The following is a 20,309-nucleotide window of genomic DNA, read 5'->3' as shown; positions in this document are numbered from 1 at the left end:
AATGAAAAAATCCCCACTGATTCAAGTTTCACTTTATTATACCATCCCTTTTCATTGACGGCTGACCAATCAGTCAGTTATATTATGTATTAGACTGACCAGTTGGTCAATACAATACAAAGGGAGCGCAAACATGAACAAAATCATTAATTTCTCGTTAAAAAATAAGTTCGCAGTTTGGCTACTAACCATTCTTGTTACCATTGCAGGTATTTATTCTGGCCTGAACATGAAGCTGGAAACAATTCCTGATATTACAACACCGATTGTAACAGTAACCACGGTTTATCCTGGTGCTACACCAGAAGAAGTAGCTGACAAAGTTTCAAAACCGATGGAAGAGCAACTGCAAAATTTAAGTGGTGTAAACGTTGTTAGTTCATCATCTTTTCAAAACGCATCTTCTATTCAGGTAGAATATGATTTTGATAAAAATATGGAAAAGGCTGAAACAGAAATTAAAGAAGCTCTCGCAAATGTGAAACTGCCAGAAGGTGTAAAAGACCCTAAAGTTTCACGTGTAAACTTTAATGCCTTTCCAGTTATTTCGTTAAGCGTAGCAAGTAAAAATGAATCTTTAGCTACCTTAACTGAAAATGTAGAGAAGAATGTTGTGCCAGGATTAAAAGGACTTGATGGTGTTGCATCTGTTCAAATTTCAGGTCAACAAGTAGATGAAGTACAACTTGTCTTCAAGAAAGATAAGATGAAAGAATTAGGTTTAAGTGAAGATACTGTAAAAAATGTAATTAAAGGATCGGACGTATCTTTGCCACTTGGCTTATATACATTTAAAGACACAGAAAAATCAGTTGTTGTAGATGGAAATATTACAACGATTAAAGCATTAACAGAATTAAAGATCCCGGCTATACCTTCATCACCGAGCGGTCAAGGTAGTCCAAACGCTGGAACCGGTGCACAAACGCCGCAAATGAATCCAGCCGCTATGAATGGAATTCCGACAGTTACATTAGACGAAATCGCTGACATTAAAGAAGTCGGAAAAGCAGAGTCAATTTCTCGAACAAACGGAAAAGAAGCAATAGGAATTCAAATTGTAAAAGCTGCTGATGCGAATACAGTTGATGTTGTAAATGCAGCGAAAGATAAAGTAAAAGAACTTGAGAAAAAATATAAAGACTTAGAGATTATTTCAACATTCGACCAAGGTGCACCGATTGAGAAATCAGTAGAAACAATGCTGAGCAAAGCCATTTTTGGTGCTATCTTTGCGATTGTTATTATTATGCTGTTCCTACGAAATATCCGAACAACATTAATCTCTGTCGTTTCCATACCACTTTCTTTATTAATTGCTGTATTAGTCATAAAGCAAATGGATATTACGCTTAACATTATGACACTTGGAGCAATGACAGTGGCTATTGGACGCGTTGTGGATGACTCCATTGTTGTTATTGAAAATATTTACCGACGAATGTCGTTATCAGAAGAGAAACTACGCGGAAAAGATTTAATTCGTGAAGCTACGAAGGAAATGTTCATTCCAATTATGTCTTCTACCATTGTAACAATTGCTGTATTCTTACCGCTTGGACTAGTAAAAGGTATGATTGGTGAAATGTTCTTACCATTTGCCTTAACTATCGTCTTCGCTTTATTAGCATCGTTACTAGTAGCAGTTACAATCGTGCCGATGCTAGCTCACTCTTTATTTAAGAAAGAGAGCATGAGGGAAAAAGAAGTACATCATGAAGAAAAACCAAGTAGATTAGCAAACGGGTATAAACGCATACTTGCATGGGCTTTAAATCATAAAATCATTACATCAAGTATCGCTGTCCTTCTATTAGTTGGTAGTCTTGCACTTGTTCCAGTTATCGGTGTAAGTTTCTTACCGTCTGAAGAAGAAAAAATGATCATTGCAACGTACAACCCTGAACCAGGGCAAACGTTAGAAGACGTTGAAAAAATTGCAACGAAAGCTGAGAAGCACTTCCAAGATAATAAAGACGTCAAAACAATTCAATTCTCATTAGGTGGCGAAAACCCAATGAGTCCTGGTCAATCCAACCAGGCAATGTTCTTCGTGCAATATGATAACGACACGAAAAACTTTGAAAAAGAGAAAGAACAAGTCGTTAAAGATTTACAGAAGATGTCTGGAAAAGGCGAATGGAAAAACCAAGATTTCGGAGCAAGTGGCGGTAGTAATGAAATTAAACTATACGTGTACGGAGATAGCTCGGAAGACATTAAGCCTGTCGTAAAAGATATTCAAAATATCATGAAGAAAAATAAAGACTTAAAAGATATAGACTCTAGTATTGCAAAAACATACGCAGAGTACACTTTAGTCGCAGATCAAGAAAAACTAAGTAAAATGGGTCTCACAGCTGCGCAAATTGGAATGGGACTTTCTAATCCACATGATCGCCCTGTTCTAACAACAATTAAAAAAGACGGTAAAGATGTCAATGTATATGTAGAAGCTGACAAACAAAATTATGAAACAATCGATGACTTAACAAATCGAAAAATTACAACACCACTTGGTACTGAAGTGGCTGTGAAAGATGTTATGACTGTAAAAGAAGGTGAAACTTCAAATACAGTAAAACACCGCGATGGCCGTGTTTATGCAGAAGTAAGTGCAAAACTAACATCTGATGACGTTTCAAAAGCATCTGCCGCTGTTCAAAAAGAAGTAGATAAAATGGATCTTCCTTCGGGCGTAGATGTTTCTATGGGCGGCGTTACAAAAGATATTGAAGAATCATTCAAGCAACTTGGCTTAGCGATGTTAGCTGCGATTGCCATCGTATACTTCGTTCTTGTCGTTACATTTGGCGGTGCCCTTGCACCATTCGCAATTTTATTCTCGCTACCATTTACAATTATTGGAGCACTTGTTGCCTTATTAATCTCGGGCGAAACGCTAAGTGTCTCTGCAATGATTGGTGCGCTTATGTTAATTGGTATCGTTGTAACAAATGCAATCGTGCTTATCGACCGCGTTATTCATAAAGAAAATGAAGGTCTATCAACACGTGAAGCTTTATTAGAAGCCGGTGCTACACGCCTTCGTCCGATTTTAATGACTGCAATTGCAACAATCGGGGCCCTTATCCCGCTTGCATTAGGATTTGAAGGTAGCGGCTTAATTTCTAAAGGACTTGGTGTAACGGTAATTGGTGGATTAACAAGTTCAACGTTATTAACACTTCTTATTGTTCCAATCGTTTATGAAGCATTAAGCAAGTTCAAAAAGAAAAAAGCAAAATAACAAAAAAATAACCTCGCAGTTAGCGAGGTTATTTTTTATTTCCGAATAAGATTAGGAAATCACCATATCCTTCTTTCTCTAATTCCTCTTTTGGAATAAATCGAAGAGCTGCGGAGTTAATACAGTAACGAAGACCATCTGGTCCTGGACCGTCTGGAAATACGTGCCCAAGATGCGAATCTCCTTCCTTACTTCTCACTTCTGTACGAGTCATATTATGACTCACATCCATTTTTTCTTTCAGACTAGCTGACATAACTGGCTTTGTAAAACTAGGCCATCCACACCCACTATCAAACTTATCTAAAGAAGTAAACAAAGGCTCACCTGAAACGATATCTACATAAAGACCTTCTTCTTTATGATTCCAATACTCATTTCGAAAGGGTGGTTCCGTTCCATTTTCCTGCGTTACATAAAATTGCATCTCATTGAGTTTTTCTTTTAAATGAGCATTATCTTTTGGCCAATGTTGTTTAATAAACGCATCTCGTCCTGAGCCTTTACGGTATAACTCGTAGCGGAATGTGTTTTTCTTATGATATCCTTGATGATATTCTTCAGCCGGATAAAACGTAGTAGCTGGTAATATTTTTGTCGCAATCGGCTTTGAAAAGCGTCCGCTCATTGCAAGCTCTTCTTTTGAAGCTTCTGCTTTTTTATGTTGTTCTTCATTCTGATAAAAAATCACTGTTTCGTAAGACTGTCCACGGTCGTGGAATTGCCCACCTATATCAGTCGGATCAATTTGTCTCCAGTATATATTTAATAACTCCTCATACGGCATTTTATTTGCATCAAATGTAATTTGTACTGCCTCATAATGTCCCGTCGTTTCTGAACATACTTCTTTATACGTTGGGTTCTCTTTATGACCACCCGTATAGCCAGAAACAACCTGTATAATTCCTTCCATCTCTTCAAATGGCGAAACCATACACCAGAAGCACCCTCCAGCAAATGTAGCTTGCTCTACCTTTTCATTTACAGCCATTCTTTCACCCCTATTCTATGTTCTTCTTACAGTATGGCATAAGAAACATCATGTTATAAAAGAAAAAGCATCGAACATCGATGCTTTTTCTTTACTTCACTTTATTTTTTTCCAACATCCTTCTCCATTTCATCACTTGTCACATCTAAGACATCTAATAAGAAAATAAAGATTGGAATACCGATAATTAATCCCCATACACCTAAGAAGTGTTCTGAGAAGATTAATACCATAAATGTATAGAAAATCGGTAAATTTGTTTTTTGCGACATAAACTTCGGATTTAGCACGTAACTTTCAAGCGCATGAATTACTGTTACGATAACTAAAATATAAACAACGTACATAATACCGCCGATATTGTAAGCAATCATACAAAGCGGGAATAACGAAATGATAACCCCAGCTACTGGAATTAAACCAAGCAAGAAGATCATTAACGCTAAACCTAATAATTGCGGGAATCCTAATATCCATAGTGCAATAACGGATAAAACACAGTTAACAACTGCAATTAAAAATTGTGCTTCAATTACTTTTCCGAATGAACGTGCAAATTTCTTACCGAAGTACTCAATTTCAGTATAAAATATTGCAAGTCGGCTTTCTTTAAATTTTGCAGTAAAAGCAACGATACGAGCTTTTTCCAATAAGAAAAATAAACTTAAAATTAAAGAAAGTAACACTTGAAGACCAAATTTCCCAACATTCGTAATCGATTTATACAAAATGTCGACGCCTTGTCCTACATATTTTGAAAGTTCCATATGGTTGACAGCATTCACTGCATACTTAATTAATTCACTATCTGGTGGGTTTCTTAAAAATACATTAAATTGATAAATCAATTGTGAAATTTGTATCGTTAATACTGGTAAATATTTAAATAGCGTAATAGCAATTCCACCAATTAACATTACATATAGAAATGCTATAATAATCTTTCGATTAATGGGCATGAAATGATCTAATTTACGAGAAATAAACTTTTGGAATCGATCCATTAAATACGTGAGAATAAACGTAATTAAAATTAAATTCAACATACTTTGCAGCCCGTATAACACGAGAGCAAGTATTACTAATACGAGTAACCTCTGAAATCCTTTGCTTTGAAACAGGTTTTTTATTTGCATAATCGACGAGTACTCTCTCCTGTCCTATAAAGTAAAACGTTAATAAGTAGATTTTTTCTCTCTTCTCTACCTTTAATTATTTATTCATATGAAGATTTTTATAAGCTTATTATATATCTCCCTTAGCAGATCCTATAGTAGCTTACTTCTTATTTTACAATACAATGACCTAATTCAAAACGTATTCTACACAGTATTAATGAAGATTTAAGGAAACTTACATTTTATTTAAATAGGTCTTACCACTACTGTAACATAAAAAGCAAGCTATCAGTAGAAATCTGTCCTACAAATAGCTTGCTTTTCTCATTTTTTAAGTAAGTTTTCCTAGCCAATGAATGGCATAAACATTGGTATGACAACTACAGTTACAACCCCAACTACTGTTACAGCAATACTTGCCATAGCTGCCTCTACTTCACCCATTTCAATTCCTACTGCCACTCCTAATGCGTGACCTGCTGTTCCAAGTGCTAAACCTTTTGCAATTGGATGTTTTACTCTAAATGTTTTTAAGAATAACGCTCCTAATGCGTATACGATAACTGCGTTAAAAATAACTGCAAACGATGTAATTGCTGGTATGCCACCAATACTTTCAGAGATTGGTAACGCAATTGCTGTTGTTGCTGCTTGTGGTAACATTGAATTCATTACTGCTGTATCTAGACCAATTGCTTTTGCAACAATGAACACGACAATTACTGAGCAAATGGATCCAACTACGATAGCCGATAAAATTTGCCACCAATATTTTTTCAGCTTGTCCACTTGTTTATATAATGGAATTGCAAACGCGATTGTTGCTGGTTCTAAGAAGAAGCTAATCATTTTTCCGCCAGTATTATATTCTTCAAAAGTAAAATTACCTACTTTTAGAAAGACAATCCCTAATACCATCGCTACGAATAATGGTGTGAATAAGAAGAATCCTTTTGAATGCTTAAATAATAATGTTCCGATTCCGTATGCTATTAATGAAACGACGATTCCGAAATATGGAGTCATTGTGCTTGCCATGTTCATTCCCTCCTAACAATATATACTAAATTGGTTATGCAACTTTTCCGTGCTTGCGTCCTTTATTTACTACTTTCAATTCTTTCGTATCTTCTATTTCTTTTTCATCTTTTCCTAAAATGAATTGTGCAAATAACCCTGTTACAGCGAGTAAAATAATTGTTGCTACAACAATTACAGTTAAAATTTGTACAAAATATTGTCCCATTACACCGAGAGAATTAATAACTGAAATACCTGATGGAACGAAAAGGAATCCGATAATACCTGTTAAGGCCGTTCCGAGTGATTCAACTTGTTCCAATTTAATAACCTTCAAACATAATAGGCTAAATAAAATAACTAATCCGATCACCGATGAAGGCATCGGAATTGGTAAATGTGTTGCAATAATATTAGAAACTAACATAATAGCTGAGAATATGAATGCTTGTGATAAGAAACTATATACTTTTTTCGTACTCATTTTGGCCACCTCTTTCGATTTGGTACCTTTATTGTATAAGATACAAGCAAAACTGTAAGCGTTTACACAACAGAACGTCAAATATACAAAATTAATTACAGAAATAGGCAGATGAAATACAAAAAGCTACTTCTTAAATACGAAGTAGCTTTTTGAGTTCTTTTGCATATGTACGGCTAACAGGTACTTTTGATCCTTCTTTCATAATTAAATTATATGTAGAATTGAACCATGGTTGTATTTCTGTAATATGATTAATATTTGCAATAAAACTGCGATGGACACGCATAAAACTTGCTTGCGGCAACTTCTTTTCTAAAATGACAAGTGTATCATGTGTTACATATGTTTCTCTCATCGTTTTTACTGTCACTTTTCCGTCCACAAGTCCTACATATATAATATCTTCAATATTCACAAGTACAATCGATTCTTCAATTGGTAATGCTAATTTATGCATCTCGGTCGTTACGTCTACACTCTTTACTTCTTGTTTTGTTTCTAATTTTATTTGTTTTTGCTTTTTATATTTCTTTAATGTCTGTACGATACGCTCTTCATCGAACGGCTTTAAAATGTAGTCTAACGCATCTACTTCAAATGCTTGCAACGCATATTGATCATAGGCCGTAGCAAACACAATTGCAGGTGGATTTTTCATCTTCTTTAATATATTTGCGATTTCAAATCCATTATCATCAGATAACTGAATATCTAGGAACACAATATCTGGTTTATTTTGCATTAGCTCTTCTAATGCATCCTCTACACAATCTGCCTCACCAATTATCTCTACTTCTTTCGTTTGCTCTAATAAATATTTCAATTCATCACGCGCTAACATTTCATCATCAACTACTAATACTTTTAACACTCCGTTTTTCCTCCCCTACTTTTTTCGGAATTACAAAGAGGAACTTTGTCCCTTGCTCTAATTCACTTTCAATTTGAAGCATTGTCTCTTTCCCAAATAACCCGATAAGTCGTTCATTAATATTATATAAAGCTGTTCCGGTCCCTTTCTTTGATGGAACTACCATTTTTCCTAATTGTCCTAGACGTTCACTCTCAATTCCTTGTCCATTATCTTGAACTTCAAAATGCACCATCCCCTCTTTTTCAAACACATGTACTTCAACTTCGCACACCGGCTGCTTTTTCGGAAAAGCATGGCGCAATGCATTTTCAACTAATAGCTGCAGTACAAATGGTGGAACTAAGGTCGTCTTTAACTCTTCCTCAATGTACATCTTCACTGCATACTTATTCGGAAACCTCGCTTGTTCTAACGATAAATATGCATGTACATGATTTAACTCTTGTTCTAATGGAATAAGCAATTGGCGTGCCCCTTGCAAATTACAACGAAAATACACGCTAAGCTGCAATAATAATTTTCTCGCTTTTTCTACATCTGTTCGGCATAAAGCCGATACAGTATTAATTGCATTAAATAAAAAATGCGGATTGATTTGTGCTTGTAACGCTTTTATTTCGGCATCTTGCAATAACTTACTTTGTAACTCTGCTTCACCTAACTCAAGTTGTGTAGAGAATATTTTCGCCAGCCCTTCCGCTAGCTCTTCTTCCACACGACTTAATTGATTAGAGTTTTTAAAATAAAGCTTCAATGTTCCTATCGTATTCCCATGTGAAGTTAGTGGAATAACAACCGCCGCTTGTAACGGACACCCTTCATGCTGACAATTAATACTTTCACGTGATTTCGCTTTCATTATTTTCCCTGTTTTTAATACTGTTTTTGATAAACCTGTTATTAAACTGTGTGAAGGAATATGATGATCTGACGCTAATCCAACGTGAGCTAATATTTTCTCTGTATCTGTTAAGGATACCGCATCTGTTCCTGTAAAGCGGTGAATAATTTGTGCCACATGTTTACAAGAATCTTCCGTTAATCCTCTGCGAAAATATGGCAATGTTTTGTCAGCAATTCGTAATACTTTATGCGTTTGTAAAGCTTTCGCATTTTCTTCCTGGCGCAAAATAGCTTGTATCATAGAAAGTAAAATAAAACTTCCGAAACTATTTACAAGGATCATGGGTATCGCAATTGTTTTCACGATACTAATCCCATCCTCTACGATTAATAGGATCATAATCATTTCTAAAGAAACGATAAACACGCTTAAAACCGCCGAAAACTTAGGCGTAATTGCACGATTATATTTTTTGAAAATGTATCCAATATACCCCGTTATAACACCTGCTAAAATTGACGAGATTGCACAACTTAGCGCTGTTGTCCCGCCAAGCATATAACGGTGAATACCAGCAATCGATCCTACTCCAATTCCGACGATAGGACCACCAAGCAATCCACTAATTCCAACACCCATAATACGTGTATTCGCAATTGTACTAGATGACGAAACACCTTGTAGCCAATTTTCATTCATAATTGTATTACCTGCAATTTCAATTCCCGTGTAATTACTTACAATTGTAAACACTGAAAAAATACAAATAAGCTTAAGCTTATCTACATACCCATCTTGTCTATGAAGAAGGCGCCTGAACGTTTTAATATGAGACAGTAAAAATCCTAAAATAACAATAAGTCCGACACGTTCAATCATCATAAGTACTAAATTTAGCATCTGTGATTCATTCCTTTTTATATGAGTTAGTTTTATTATGGGAAAATAATGAAGTGGGCGTCAAGGAGAATGAAGTATCTTTTGAAATATTTTACACATAACACTTCACTCTTTATTTGACAATCTAATAGAAGAGTGCTAAAAATAAGGTAATATAATACAGTCCTTTAACCCAACCCCGTGAGGTTGAGAAGGAAGTCGGAATATACTATACGTATGGTCTTTTTTAGGGATACGTATGCTTTTTTGGCCTTCTCATCATATCAGGTGAGAAGGCCTTTTGTTATTCTTCCATAGCGACTGTAGAAGAAAATAAGGAGGAGTAATGATGAACGTTACTACTGATGTACAATCAACAACAGAGGAGACGAAAGAGAAAAGATATAAAACATTGTTTGGTTCTGCGCTAGGATATGCAGCAGAAGGTTTAGATATGTTGCTCTTATCTTTCGTACTCGTCTACATTTTAAAAGAATTTCATTTAAGCCCTGTTGAAGGTGGAAACTTAACTTTAGCTACCACAATAGGAATGCTAATTGGGTCTTATTTATTTGGATTTATTGCTGATTTATTTGGGCGTATCCGTACGATGGCCTTCACAATCTTACTATTCTCACTAGCAACAGCACTTATTTATTTCGCAACAGATTATTGGCAATTATTAATTCTTCGCTTTTTAGTTGGAATGGGAGTTGGTGGTGAATTCGGGATCGGGATGGCCATCGTAACTGAAACATGGTCTAAAGAAATGCGCGCTAAGGCGACATCCGTTGTTGCACTTGGATGGCAATTTGGCGTACTAGTCGCTTCACTCCTTCCAGCATTTATCGTCCCGCATTTCGGATGGAGAGCTGTTTTCTTATTTGGGCTCATTCCCGCTCTACTAGCTGTCTATGTACGAAAAAGTTTAAGTGAACCGAAAATATGGGAACAAAAACAAAGATACAAAAAAGAGTTGTTACAAAAAGAAGCTGAAGGTAATTTAACAACTACCGAGGCAGAACAACTAAAGCAAATGAAAAAGTTCCCACTTCGAAAGTTATTTGCCAATAAAAAAGTAACGATAACAACAATCGGTCTTATTATTATGTCATTCATCCAAAACTTCGGATATTATGGAATTTTCACATGGATGCCAACTATTTTGGCAAATAAATATAACTACACGTTAGCAAAAGCGAGCGGTTGGATGTTCATCTCTACGATCGGCATGCTAATTGGAATTGCAACGTTCGGTATTCTAGCCGATAAAATTGGTCGCCGTAAAACTTTTACAATCTATTATGTCGGTGGTACTATATACTGCCTCATTTACTTCTTCTTATTCACAGACTCAACATTATTGTTATGGGGAAGTGCATTGCTTGGATTCTTTGCAAATGGCATGATGGGAGGATTCGGAGCAGTTTTAGCTGAAAACTATCCCGCTGAAGCTCGCTCGACAGCAGAGAACTTTATTTTCGGCACAGGACGCGGTTTAGCTGGATTTGGGCCTGTTATTATCGGATTACTTGCTGCAGGTGGAAATTTAATGGGGGCACTATCTCTCATCTTCATTATCTACCCAATTGGTTTAGTTACGATGCTACTATGTGTCCCAGAGACGAAAGATAAAGTATTAGAATAGATTGAAACTGTACAGAGTATGATCCTCCTTCGGGAAAAGTAGTTAAATAAATAGTAAAGAGGAAGCATCTCAAATGAAATGCTTCCTCTTTTTATATAAATACAATTATTTATTTTGATTTACTAGCTTTTTGGAACAAGAAAGAGGTTTTCTCTTCTTCTTTTACAATACCTTGTTTTAAGGCTAATTCTCCTGCAACTTTAGGCGCTAGCCATAGCATTGGGAATAACAGAATGGATACCGGGACAGCTGTTACTACGATGAATGATTGCAATGCATTAATACTTCCCTCACCCATGTATAAAAGAATCGCTGCAACTGTTCCCATAATAAGCGACCAAAACACTCGCAAACTAATTCTAGGATCTCCATCTCCAGTCACTGCCATTGAAATCGAATAAGCCATTGAATCTCCCGTTGTCACTACAAATAAAATTGTTAATAAAAGAAATGCAGGTCCAATAATATTAGATAGTGGCAGTTGCTCTGTAATTGCAATCATAGCCGCTGGCATACCAGATTCACTTAATGCGTTCGAAATAGAACCAGGCTTCATTAACTCATAAAATATACCTGATCCTCCCAAAATCGTAAACCAAAACGTTGTAATAATAGGTGCAATAATTCCAATTGCAACGATGATTTCTCGGATTGTTCTTCCTCTTGAAATACGGCTCACTAAAATTGCCATCATTGGTCCATATCCAATAAACCATCCCCAGAAAAAGATTGTCCATGAGCCTAACCAACCTGTATCACCACGATATGTGCTCATTGGAATAAATTCATTTATATAAAATCCAAACGAAGAAACAAATGAATCAATAATAAATCCACCTGGTCCAAACAATAATACGAATACCATTAATAAAACTGCTAACCTAACATTTAAATTACTTATAATTTGAATCCCTTTATCAATTCCCGTTACCGCAGATATAGTAGAAACAGCTACTACACAAACAATAATGGCTAATTGAGTAGTAAACACATCAGGAATGTCAAACAATGCTTGTAACCCATAACTTGCTTGTAGTCCTAAAAATCCGATTGGACCAATCGTCCCTGCTGCTACCGCAATAATGGCAAATACATCGATTATTGTTCCAAGCCAACTCTTTCGCAATTTCTCTCCAAAAATAGGATATAAAAGCGTTCGAGGTTTTAATGGCATACCTTTATGATAATGTCCGTACATCATAACTACCGCACTAATTGTACCTAAAATCGTCCAAGCGAGGAAACCCCAGTGCATATAACTTTGTGCTAAAGCAGGCATTACCGCTTCTTTCGTCCCAGCAGTTATACCTTCATGTATTGGTGGCACCGTCATCAAATGGTACATCGGCTCTGCAGCTGCCCAAAAAACGCCACCTCCGGCAAGTAATGTAGACATAATAATAGCTAGCCATTTTGTCGTACTAATCTCAGGTTTTTCTAGCCCCCCAAGTTTAACTCTCCCATATTTCGAAAACGCCATACACATTGCCACAATAAATGTACCAATTAATAAAACCTGCCAAAAGGCACCAAAATATTTAATTGAAGCTGCAAAACTGCTATTAATGGCTCCCTCTACGTAACTTTTATTTAAAATAACTGCAATTACAAATAATAAAAGTGAGCCACCACTAATAAGAAATACAGGCCAATCTGTTTTTCGACTCTTCATTCTCATTTACACTTCCTCCTTCCTCAGCAATCTAAAAAAACAACTTTATTATGTTTTATTGTTTACACCCAAAACATAATGATTATATAAGCATAATAATTCACCGATTTTCCACACACTTATGTTGTCCCTAAAAATATGCTAAATCCCTTATTTAAAAGAAAATTTCTATTCCTATTACATAAAAAAGCAAAACAAAAGACCTTATATTTCTATAAGGTCTTCGAAACAGAAATTTGATTATAACATAAGGAACATCTTGGTTCAAAAAGCTCCTTCCAAAAATAACCGAGCGTAAAGGCTTCCATTTGCTACGTAACAGTAATTAAAAAAAATTATATTTTGCATAAAAAGACTATACTAAATATCATTTATGAAAGAAATTTGGCTTCAAAATTTCATTCGGATACGGTTTATGATAAATATGAGTGGTAGCTGGAGATAACGGTGGAATGAGCCACACCCAATTGCCTGTTACAACCCGTCCACATGCTGCTTCTTGCTTCTCAAATTGTTGAAATTGTTGTGCAGCTGTATGGTGATCCACAATACTAACTCCTTGTTTTTTGAAGGAATGTAATACAGCAATATTCAACTCAATTAGCGCCTTGTCTTTCCATAACGTACCGTTTCTCGATGTATCTAATTCCATCATCTCCGCAACAGCCGGAAGTAAATTATAGCGATCATAATCCGCTAAGTTACGAGCCCCAATCTCCGTTCCCATATACCATCCATTGAACGGAGCTGCCGTATAAGAAATACCGCCAATTTCTAAGCGCATATCTGAAATCATTGGAACCCCATACCATTTTGCTCCTAAAGATGAGATTGGGTACTCTGGATGTTCAATCGGTACCTCTTTCACTTCTTTTTTAGGAATTTCTTTATATACAGGTTCTTTTCCATCAACAGAAAACACAAGTGGCAATACATCGAAATTCGTACCTTCTCCTTGCCAGCCAAGTTCCTGACAAAAATCCGTAAACGCAGTGGAATGAGAGTCACCAATCACTCCCATTTCTGTTTTATATCCTGCATATCGAATCAATTGGTGATTATAAATTCGTATATTATTTTCCTCACCTTGATATTGCTTAAAAATTGTAATTGTCGGTTTCACTTTTCCATCGTTCGTTGCATATTTAATATGATGAATTAATGCATTATATACACCTTCTTCATCATTTACTTCACGTGCATCTAATATGTGCATCTTACTCCAAAATAGTCTTCCAATACATCGATTACTATTGCGCCATGCCATTCGCGATCCATGAACAAGTTCTTCGAATGTATGCTCATACGTCCCCGTCTTCTCTATCTCAACTTGAATTTCTTTCACACGCTCTTCTATGAATTGCTCTTTATTAAGCTCTTTATAGCAAATCGTAATAAACTGACTCGCTTCCTCTATTAATTGTTTCGTTTTACTCATAAACAATCTCCTTCTATTTCAACAAAACGTTCTACTTTACAGTATAAGCAAAAAGAATACGAGTCACAAATGAAAGTCGAAGTGTTACTTTTATTGTAATATTTTTCAGAAAATTAAAGACATTACTATTGACTTACATAAAAAATAGGTGTATTTTTGACTCAGGTAAAGTTTTTTTACCTAGACCAACTTTTAAAAAGAAAGGAGGTAATGTTATGTCTTCATTTCAATTGCCAAAGCTTTCATATGACTATGATGAACTAGAGCCATATATCGATAGCAATACGCTTTCCATTCATCATGGAAAGCACCATGCGACATACGTAAATAACTTGAATGCCGCTTTAGAAAACTATACGGAATTACATAATAAATCTTTAGAAGAGTTACTATGTAATTTAGACGTTTTACCAAGGGAAATTGTTACAGCTGTAAGAAATAACGGCGGTGGTCACTATTGTCATAGTCTTTTTTGGGAAGTAATGAGCCCACGAGGTGGCGGTGAACCTAATGGAGACGTTGCAAAAGTAATTGATTATTATTTCAATACCTTTGACAACTTAAAAGATCAACTTTCCAAAGCAGCTATTAGTCGTTTTGGAAGTGGCTATGGATGGCTTGTCCTGGATGGTGAAGAACTTTCCGTTATGAGTACACCAAATCAAGATACACCTTTGCAAGAAGGTAAAATTCCATTACTCGTCATCGATGTATGGGAACACGCCTATTATTTAAAGTATCAAAATCGGCGTCCAGAATTTGTTACCAATTGGTGGCATACAGTGAACTGGGACCAGGTAAATGAAAAGTATTTACAAGCAATTCAATCACAAAAGCATTAGTCGTGCGTATAAGGTAAGTTTGGTAATGTAAAATTAGTATTGTCGAAATCCTCCAGAATCCCCCGGATTGCCACCGGGGGATTTATGATTACTCCATTGCATGTATGTAATAACGTAATACTTGTTCTATGTCTATTTTCAACTCTCGGAACGGGAATCCTAATTCACTAGCTTTTCCATTATGTAATGTACAATTAATCACTTCATTATAAGGCCCTACATTATCTCCTTCTTCTTGAACAAGTGCTTTTATTCCCGTATTTTCTTCTATGAAATGAATAACTTCGCTAGTAGAAACTACCCCGTTGCTACAAGCATTAATTGGCCCTTCTATGTCTTTCATCCCACACCAAGCTAAAAATTCTCCTGCCTCTTTCTCATGTATAAATGACAACTCTCCATCTAAATGCTTCACCGCGACAGGCTCTTCCTTCACAATATGTTCAACGTAAAATTGTAACCTTTTCGTATAATCGTTTTCTCCAATAACAACTGGAAAACGTACTGCAACAACTGGAAATGTTGCTTGTTGAAATACAGCAGCTTCAGCTAATCGCTTGCCTTCACCATAATTAAAATCCTTCCTATCCCCATACGTAATAGCATACTCATACGGATTAAAGTTCTCTTCTAACAATTCTAATGACGGCTCGTAAACAGCCATTGAAGATGTCATAACGTATTTCTTCGTTTTTCCTCGTAACACCTTACATATTACCTTCGCTGCATTCGAGCAATAGCATAAATTATCGTATACGATATCATAACTTTTATCTTCTAGATGCTCTGCAAGTTGTTTTTCATCTTCTCTATCTACAATCAGTCTTTTTACTCTACTTCCAAAGGAATCTTCCGTAATTCCTCTCGTCGCAATCGTCACATCGTGTCCATCTTGTAAAAGTGCTTCTACTAAATGTTTACCAAAAAATCTTGTTCCCCCTAGTACCAATACTTTTTTCAACTTCATCATCCCCATTTTGATAAAATGTAAAATAATACCTCTCTATTATAACTGCTCATATATAAAAAGCATGGAATTCGTTTAACGATTCCATGCTTTTCTACAGAAAATATATTAACGTACTCGATATTTATAAATACAATAACAGAAGTATAAAATAGAAATTACGGATACATAAACCCATAGATCATATACAAATCCCTCTCCCCATACTCCCATAAAATAAAAGAGTGAAGGTAACGTCAATGTTACCCATGATTGTACGAAGGCGATTCTTCCAAGATATTGATTGATATTCTTTTTTTGTGTATTTAATACAAAGAATAAATACCAAAGTAATGCCCACATAAACCACGTTAACGCATTCACAACATCATGGAATTGAACAAATGAAACAACCATATAGAATAAAGCAATAATTGCTACCCAAATACAAAACCAGCCTAGACCGCTACTATCCATTCCTTTTATAAAAGTAACACCTACATATAAATATGTTAATCCAAATAAGAAAGTAGCTGCATATGAATACACTGTCCAATTGCTTTGGTCAGAAATCATGATCAAATAGAACGGAATAATAATTTGTAGTGCACCTACAAATAAATTAAAAACACCCGCGCTTTTCACCTCTGCTTTTCCTAATATAACAAGACTATTCAAAAATAAAGCTGCACCCGAAAGTAATAATCCTACGTAACCCATATATCCTCATGTGAAAACCTTACATTTTCACACTGTCCCCTCCTTATCTTGTAAAAATTATATTATTCCTTATTCTCTTTCTTACTTACAACTACATACAAAGTTTTTTAGAAATAAGTCAGACTTCCTACCTTAAAAAACAATAAAAAAAACCTTTTCATACATGTCATACAGTAATGATATCAATCGAAATGTATCACATAATAAAAACGCTTTCAATAATAGGTAATCCAATCAAAAAGCTAATAAGATTATTTGATTATAAACGCACTTTAACAATGATACAAGTATTAGAATACTCTTCCATATTACATTTTTTATTTCTATGAAAAGTTGATATAATAATGCATTTTCCCTATCTCCTTCTATCAATGATCTGCATAGAATATTGTACAATCATATTAAATTAGAAAGGTCTGATATTTATGCCTCTTCATTATCCAAATCAATCTGTTATTCATTCAACAGGTGTATTAACAAGAGAGCCTGCAACAGTTTCAGCAGTAATAAATATTGTAAATTTAGATGCATATTACGCACACTATGTAAATATAGAAGTGTGGGATTGGTCTAACTATTCTAATCCTGTAAAATTACCTGTATTCATCGGTGAAGATACAGTGGTAGAATTCCCATACCCTTTACAAGGTAACAACCTAGCAGTATTTTATGCTAATTTAGATGAAGCTATTAATTTGTATGAAATTCGTATTTCTTATCCTCCCCACTCCAATATTATTGCAAATTGTTTCGGAAGAAGCTTACCGCCTTATACAAGCCAAGAAGGTAATACAGTGTATCATAAACAACTTGTTCGCATTCATTAAGAGTTCTTTCCTCTATAGAACCAGTTGCTATTCAAACGCTATGGTCAGTAATATGTTCTCTTTCCTAAATTGAACATATTACTGATCTCAAGCAATAAAATAAGAGAATGCTTTACTAACTACCCTAAATCATTTGATAACCATTTTTATTATTTACCTGCCATCTCCAAGAATCTAAACACATCTCTTCTAACCCATATTCCGCTTCCCATCCTAATTCTCGTTTCGCTTTAGATACATCAGCAAAACATATTGCTACATCACCAGGACGACGCCCTATTACTTTATAAGGTATTTTTTTACCTGAAACCTTCTCGAAAGCCTTTACCATCTCCAATACACTATATCCTTTACCTGTGCCAAGATTGTATGCCTCGATTCCTTTCGTCTCAAGTACTTTCTCAAGTGCCTTTACATGTCCTTTTGCAAGATCAACAACGTGAATATAATCACGGACACCGGTCCCATCTTTCGTTGGATAATCATTGCCGAATATATTTAGCTCTTTTAACTTACCTACCGCCACCTGCGTTACATATGGCATTAAATTATTCGGAACTCCATTTGGATCTTCTCCAATACGGCCACTTTTATGTGCTCCAAATGGATTGAAATAACGAAGTAACGCAATACTCCATTCATCATCAGCTTTTGCTACATCACGCATAATTTGCTCAATCATTAATTTTGTTTGTCCATATGGATTTGTCACACTTAGCGGAAATTCTTCTGTAATTGGTGATGTTTTTGGAATTCCATATACAGTTGCAGATGAACTAAAAATAAATTTTTTAACATTATGTTTCTGCATCACATCACATAGTATGATTGTACTTATTATATTATTATAATAATATGTAAGAGGAATTGTAGTTGATTCCCCCACCGCTTTAAACCCAGCAAAATGTATAACCGCTTCAATGTTATTTCTCAAAAAAATCTCATTCATTTTTTCACGATTTAAAACACTTTCTTTATAAAATTCGAATTGTTTTCCTGTTATCTCTTTTACTCGGTTTAAAGACTCGATTGAACTATTTGAAAGATTATCTACGACTATAATTTTATAATTACTATTTAATAATTCTATACACGTATGACTACCAATATATCCTGCTCCACCCGTTATAAGTATCGCCATATATAGAGTCCCCCACTAATTATAAAATTTTATAACCTCAATACATATCTATCCTACCATGAAAATACTGATAATTCTAAAAATATTTTTAGTTATTATTTATATGAAAAAGAGCCGCATAACTTTTACGTTATGCAGCTCTTTAACATACATATGTGTCTATATCTTTATTTATTAATCAAGAAAAATAAAAACCACTCGAAAATTCCATCTTATTAAATTACGTAGCAATATACACTTAAAAAGTGGGCAAGGCTTCCCAATAACACGAACACGTGAAAGATTTCATGATGCCCCATATGTTTAAACTCTAACCATTTTGGCTTTGTTCCATAAATAAATCCACCAATCGTATAAAAAATGCCCCCAAGCACTAGAAACACAATACCTCCTGCACTTAAGTTAGCAGCTAACGGTGCAAAGAACAGAACAATTAACCAACCCATTGTAATATAAATTGTTGTTGATAACCATCTCGGGCAACTAAACCAAAACATTTTAAAAACAATACCACAAATGGCCGTTGCATAAACTAAACAAAATAATAATAAACCGTTTGCGGAATGTAATGTAATTAAACAAAATGGTGCATATGTACCTGCAATCAATATGAAAATCATAGAGTGATCAAGCTTTCGGAAGAAATAAATAACGCGTTCACTGGCTACAACACTATGATATACAGCTGATGCTGTATACAGAACCATCATTCCGATACCAAACAAAATAACAGCTGTAATTGACGCAAAAGATGGCATTTTAACAGAAACTTTTACAAGCATAGCTAATAATGCAACAAATGATAATACAGCTCCTCCCAAATGGGTAAAAGCATTAACCGGTTCTCTTATATACGCATTCATATAAACACCCCTCATATAATTACATGTAGTTTTCATAACTACATGTAATTATATACACATTAATCTTATAGGTCAACATTTACAATTCATTTGTTTCGTAATACCATATTTAGAGATAAACTAAACATTATGCTCCACTAAGTTATAAAAGCGAGGGGTTCTACGTGGAAAATATAAATAAATTGCTTGAAGCATTACATTTAGAAAAAAATATTACGCTTGAGGATATTCCAAATGTCGACTTGTATGTAGACCAGGTTGTCCAACTATTTGAAAATACTTATGCGGATACAACAAGAACCGATGATGAAAAAGTATTAACAAAAACAATGATTAACAATTATGCAAAAGGTAAACTGTTTATTCCAATCAAAAATAAAAAATATTCAAAAGAGCATATGATTTTAATTAGCTTAATTTATCAATTAAAAGGGGCCCTTTCCATTAGTGACATAAAAAGCTCCTTAGAAAATATAAATGAATCCTTATTAACCGATGATTCACTCGAATTAAATACGCTATATAAAGATTATCTTTCTCTTACCGAAAACAACGTCGAAAGCTTTACACAGGACGTAAATAACCGCGTTTCAGAAGTAAGTGAGATTTCTTCTTTAGAAGACCCTAACCTAGAGAAGTTTTTATTATTAACATCATTTGTGTCGATGAGTAATATGTATAGGCGCTTAGCTGAAAAGTTGATTGATGATTTAAAAGAATCTTAAACAAAAAACTATCCACCTGTT

At 35.0% G+C, this 20,309-nt stretch carries 17 protein-coding genes; 5 read left to right on the top strand and 12 right to left on the bottom strand.

The features are described from left to right. Nucleotides 1-133 precede the first annotated feature (133 nt). A complete protein-coding gene (locus MR113_RS08870) occupies nucleotides 134-3,250 on the top strand; it encodes an efflux RND transporter permease subunit (protein WP_242253634.1) in 3,117 nt (1,038 codons plus the stop codon). A gap of 28 nt (nucleotides 3,251-3,278) precedes the next feature. Here MR113_RS08870 and msrB read toward each other — a convergent pair whose 3' ends face one another. From msrB to lytS, 6 genes are all read right to left on the bottom strand, one after another. Then, on the bottom strand, nucleotides 3,279-4,244 hold the full coding sequence (msrB, locus tag MR113_RS08865; RefSeq protein WP_242253633.1) for a peptide-methionine (R)-S-oxide reductase MsrB: 966 nt from the start codon (nucleotides 4,242-4,244) through the stop codon (nucleotides 3,279-3,281). 101 nt (nucleotides 4,245-4,345) lie between these two features. Continuing rightward, nucleotides 4,346-5,380, bottom strand: a complete 1,035-nt coding sequence (locus tag MR113_RS08860) for an AI-2E family transporter (RefSeq protein ID WP_242253624.1) — start codon at nucleotides 5,378-5,380, stop codon at nucleotides 4,346-4,348. Nucleotides 5,381-5,707: 327 nt separating this feature from the next. Next, a complete protein-coding gene (gene lrgB, locus MR113_RS08855) occupies nucleotides 5,708-6,400 on the bottom strand; it encodes an antiholin-like protein LrgB (RefSeq protein WP_000168869.1) in 693 nt (230 codons plus the stop codon). A 34-nt stretch (nucleotides 6,401-6,434) separates the two neighbouring features. Further along, nucleotides 6,435-6,866, bottom strand: a complete 432-nt coding sequence (gene lrgA / locus MR113_RS08850) for an antiholin-like murein hydrolase modulator LrgA (protein ID WP_073517685.1) — start codon at nucleotides 6,864-6,866, stop codon at nucleotides 6,435-6,437. Nucleotides 6,867-6,999: 133 nt separating this feature from the next. Next, nucleotides 7,000-7,740 (bottom strand): LytR/AlgR family response regulator transcription factor, encoded by a 741-nt coding sequence (locus tag MR113_RS08845; RefSeq protein WP_048560483.1) that lies wholly within the window; start codon nucleotides 7,738-7,740, stop codon nucleotides 7,000-7,002. Next, entirely contained in the window at nucleotides 7,718-9,487 is a 1,770-nt protein-coding gene (gene lytS / locus MR113_RS08840) for a two-component system sensor histidine kinase LytS (protein ID WP_242253622.1), read from the bottom strand. Before lytS ends, MR113_RS08845 begins: the two co-directional genes overlap by 23 nt. Nucleotides 9,488-9,815: 328 nt before the next feature. On the opposite strand from lytS, the gene MR113_RS08835 reads away from it, so the two are divergent. Next, complete coding sequence (locus MR113_RS08835) at nucleotides 9,816-11,114, top strand: MFS transporter (protein ID WP_001103428.1); 1,299 nt, start codon at nucleotides 9,816-9,818, stop codon at nucleotides 11,112-11,114. 109 nt (nucleotides 11,115-11,223) lie between these two features. Here MR113_RS08835 and MR113_RS08830 read toward each other — a convergent pair whose 3' ends face one another. Both MR113_RS08830 and MR113_RS08825 read right to left on the bottom strand, forming a co-directional pair. Further along, nucleotides 11,224-12,792 (bottom strand): BCCT family transporter, encoded by a 1,569-nt coding sequence (locus MR113_RS08830; RefSeq protein WP_242253620.1) that lies wholly within the window; start codon nucleotides 12,790-12,792, stop codon nucleotides 11,224-11,226. A 361-nt stretch (nucleotides 12,793-13,153) separates the two neighbouring features. Next, nucleotides 13,154-14,224, bottom strand: coding sequence for a nitric oxide synthase oxygenase (locus tag MR113_RS08825; protein WP_242253618.1), 1,071 nt, complete (start codon nucleotides 14,222-14,224; stop codon nucleotides 13,154-13,156). Between the two features lie 215 nt (nucleotides 14,225-14,439). Between MR113_RS08825 and sodA the strand changes: the two genes are divergently transcribed. Further along, nucleotides 14,440-15,066: a superoxide dismutase gene (gene sodA / locus MR113_RS08820; RefSeq protein WP_242253616.1), complete on the top strand. Its 627-nt coding sequence runs from the start codon at nucleotides 14,440-14,442 to the stop codon at nucleotides 15,064-15,066. A gap of 88 nt (nucleotides 15,067-15,154) precedes the next feature. Here sodA and MR113_RS08815 read toward each other — a convergent pair whose 3' ends face one another. Further along, nucleotides 15,155-16,036: an NAD-dependent epimerase/dehydratase family protein gene (locus tag MR113_RS08815; protein WP_242253615.1), complete on the bottom strand. Its 882-nt coding sequence runs from the start codon at nucleotides 16,034-16,036 to the stop codon at nucleotides 15,155-15,157. Nucleotides 16,037-16,141: 105 nt separating this feature from the next. Continuing rightward, a complete protein-coding gene (locus MR113_RS08810) occupies nucleotides 16,142-16,732 on the bottom strand; it encodes an AmiS/UreI family transporter (protein ID WP_242253613.1) in 591 nt (196 codons plus the stop codon). Nucleotides 16,733-17,157: 425 nt separating this feature from the next. On the opposite strand from MR113_RS08810, the gene MR113_RS08805 reads away from it, so the two are divergent. Beyond that, complete coding sequence (locus MR113_RS08805; protein ID WP_242253611.1) at nucleotides 17,158-17,559, top strand: hypothetical protein; 402 nt, start codon at nucleotides 17,158-17,160, stop codon at nucleotides 17,557-17,559. Nucleotides 17,560-17,683: 124 nt separating this feature from the next. Here MR113_RS08805 and galE read toward each other — a convergent pair whose 3' ends face one another. Beyond that, the gene (gene galE / locus MR113_RS08800; protein ID WP_242253610.1) at nucleotides 17,684-18,700 is read right to left on the bottom strand and encodes a UDP-glucose 4-epimerase GalE; all 1,017 of its coding nucleotides are present in this window, start codon (nucleotides 18,698-18,700) and stop codon (nucleotides 17,684-17,686) included. Between the two features lie 215 nt (nucleotides 18,701-18,915). Then, complete coding sequence (gene trhA / locus MR113_RS08795; RefSeq protein ID WP_242253607.1) at nucleotides 18,916-19,563, bottom strand: PAQR family membrane homeostasis protein TrhA; 648 nt, start codon at nucleotides 19,561-19,563, stop codon at nucleotides 18,916-18,918. A 164-nt stretch (nucleotides 19,564-19,727) separates the two neighbouring features. On the opposite strand from trhA, the gene MR113_RS08790 reads away from it, so the two are divergent. Next, on the top strand, nucleotides 19,728-20,288 hold the full coding sequence (locus tag MR113_RS08790; RefSeq protein WP_242253597.1) for a DUF1836 domain-containing protein: 561 nt from the start codon (nucleotides 19,728-19,730) through the stop codon (nucleotides 20,286-20,288). Nucleotides 20,289-20,309 lie beyond the last annotated feature (21 nt).

The sequence above is a fragment of the Bacillus cereus group sp. BfR-BA-01379 genome, assembly GCF_022663605.1.
In the GTDB taxonomy this organism is placed as follows: domain Bacteria; phylum Bacillota; class Bacilli; order Bacillales; family Bacillaceae_G; genus Bacillus_A; species Bacillus_A mobilis.
This window is presented reverse-complemented; position numbering and strand designations above follow the sequence as displayed.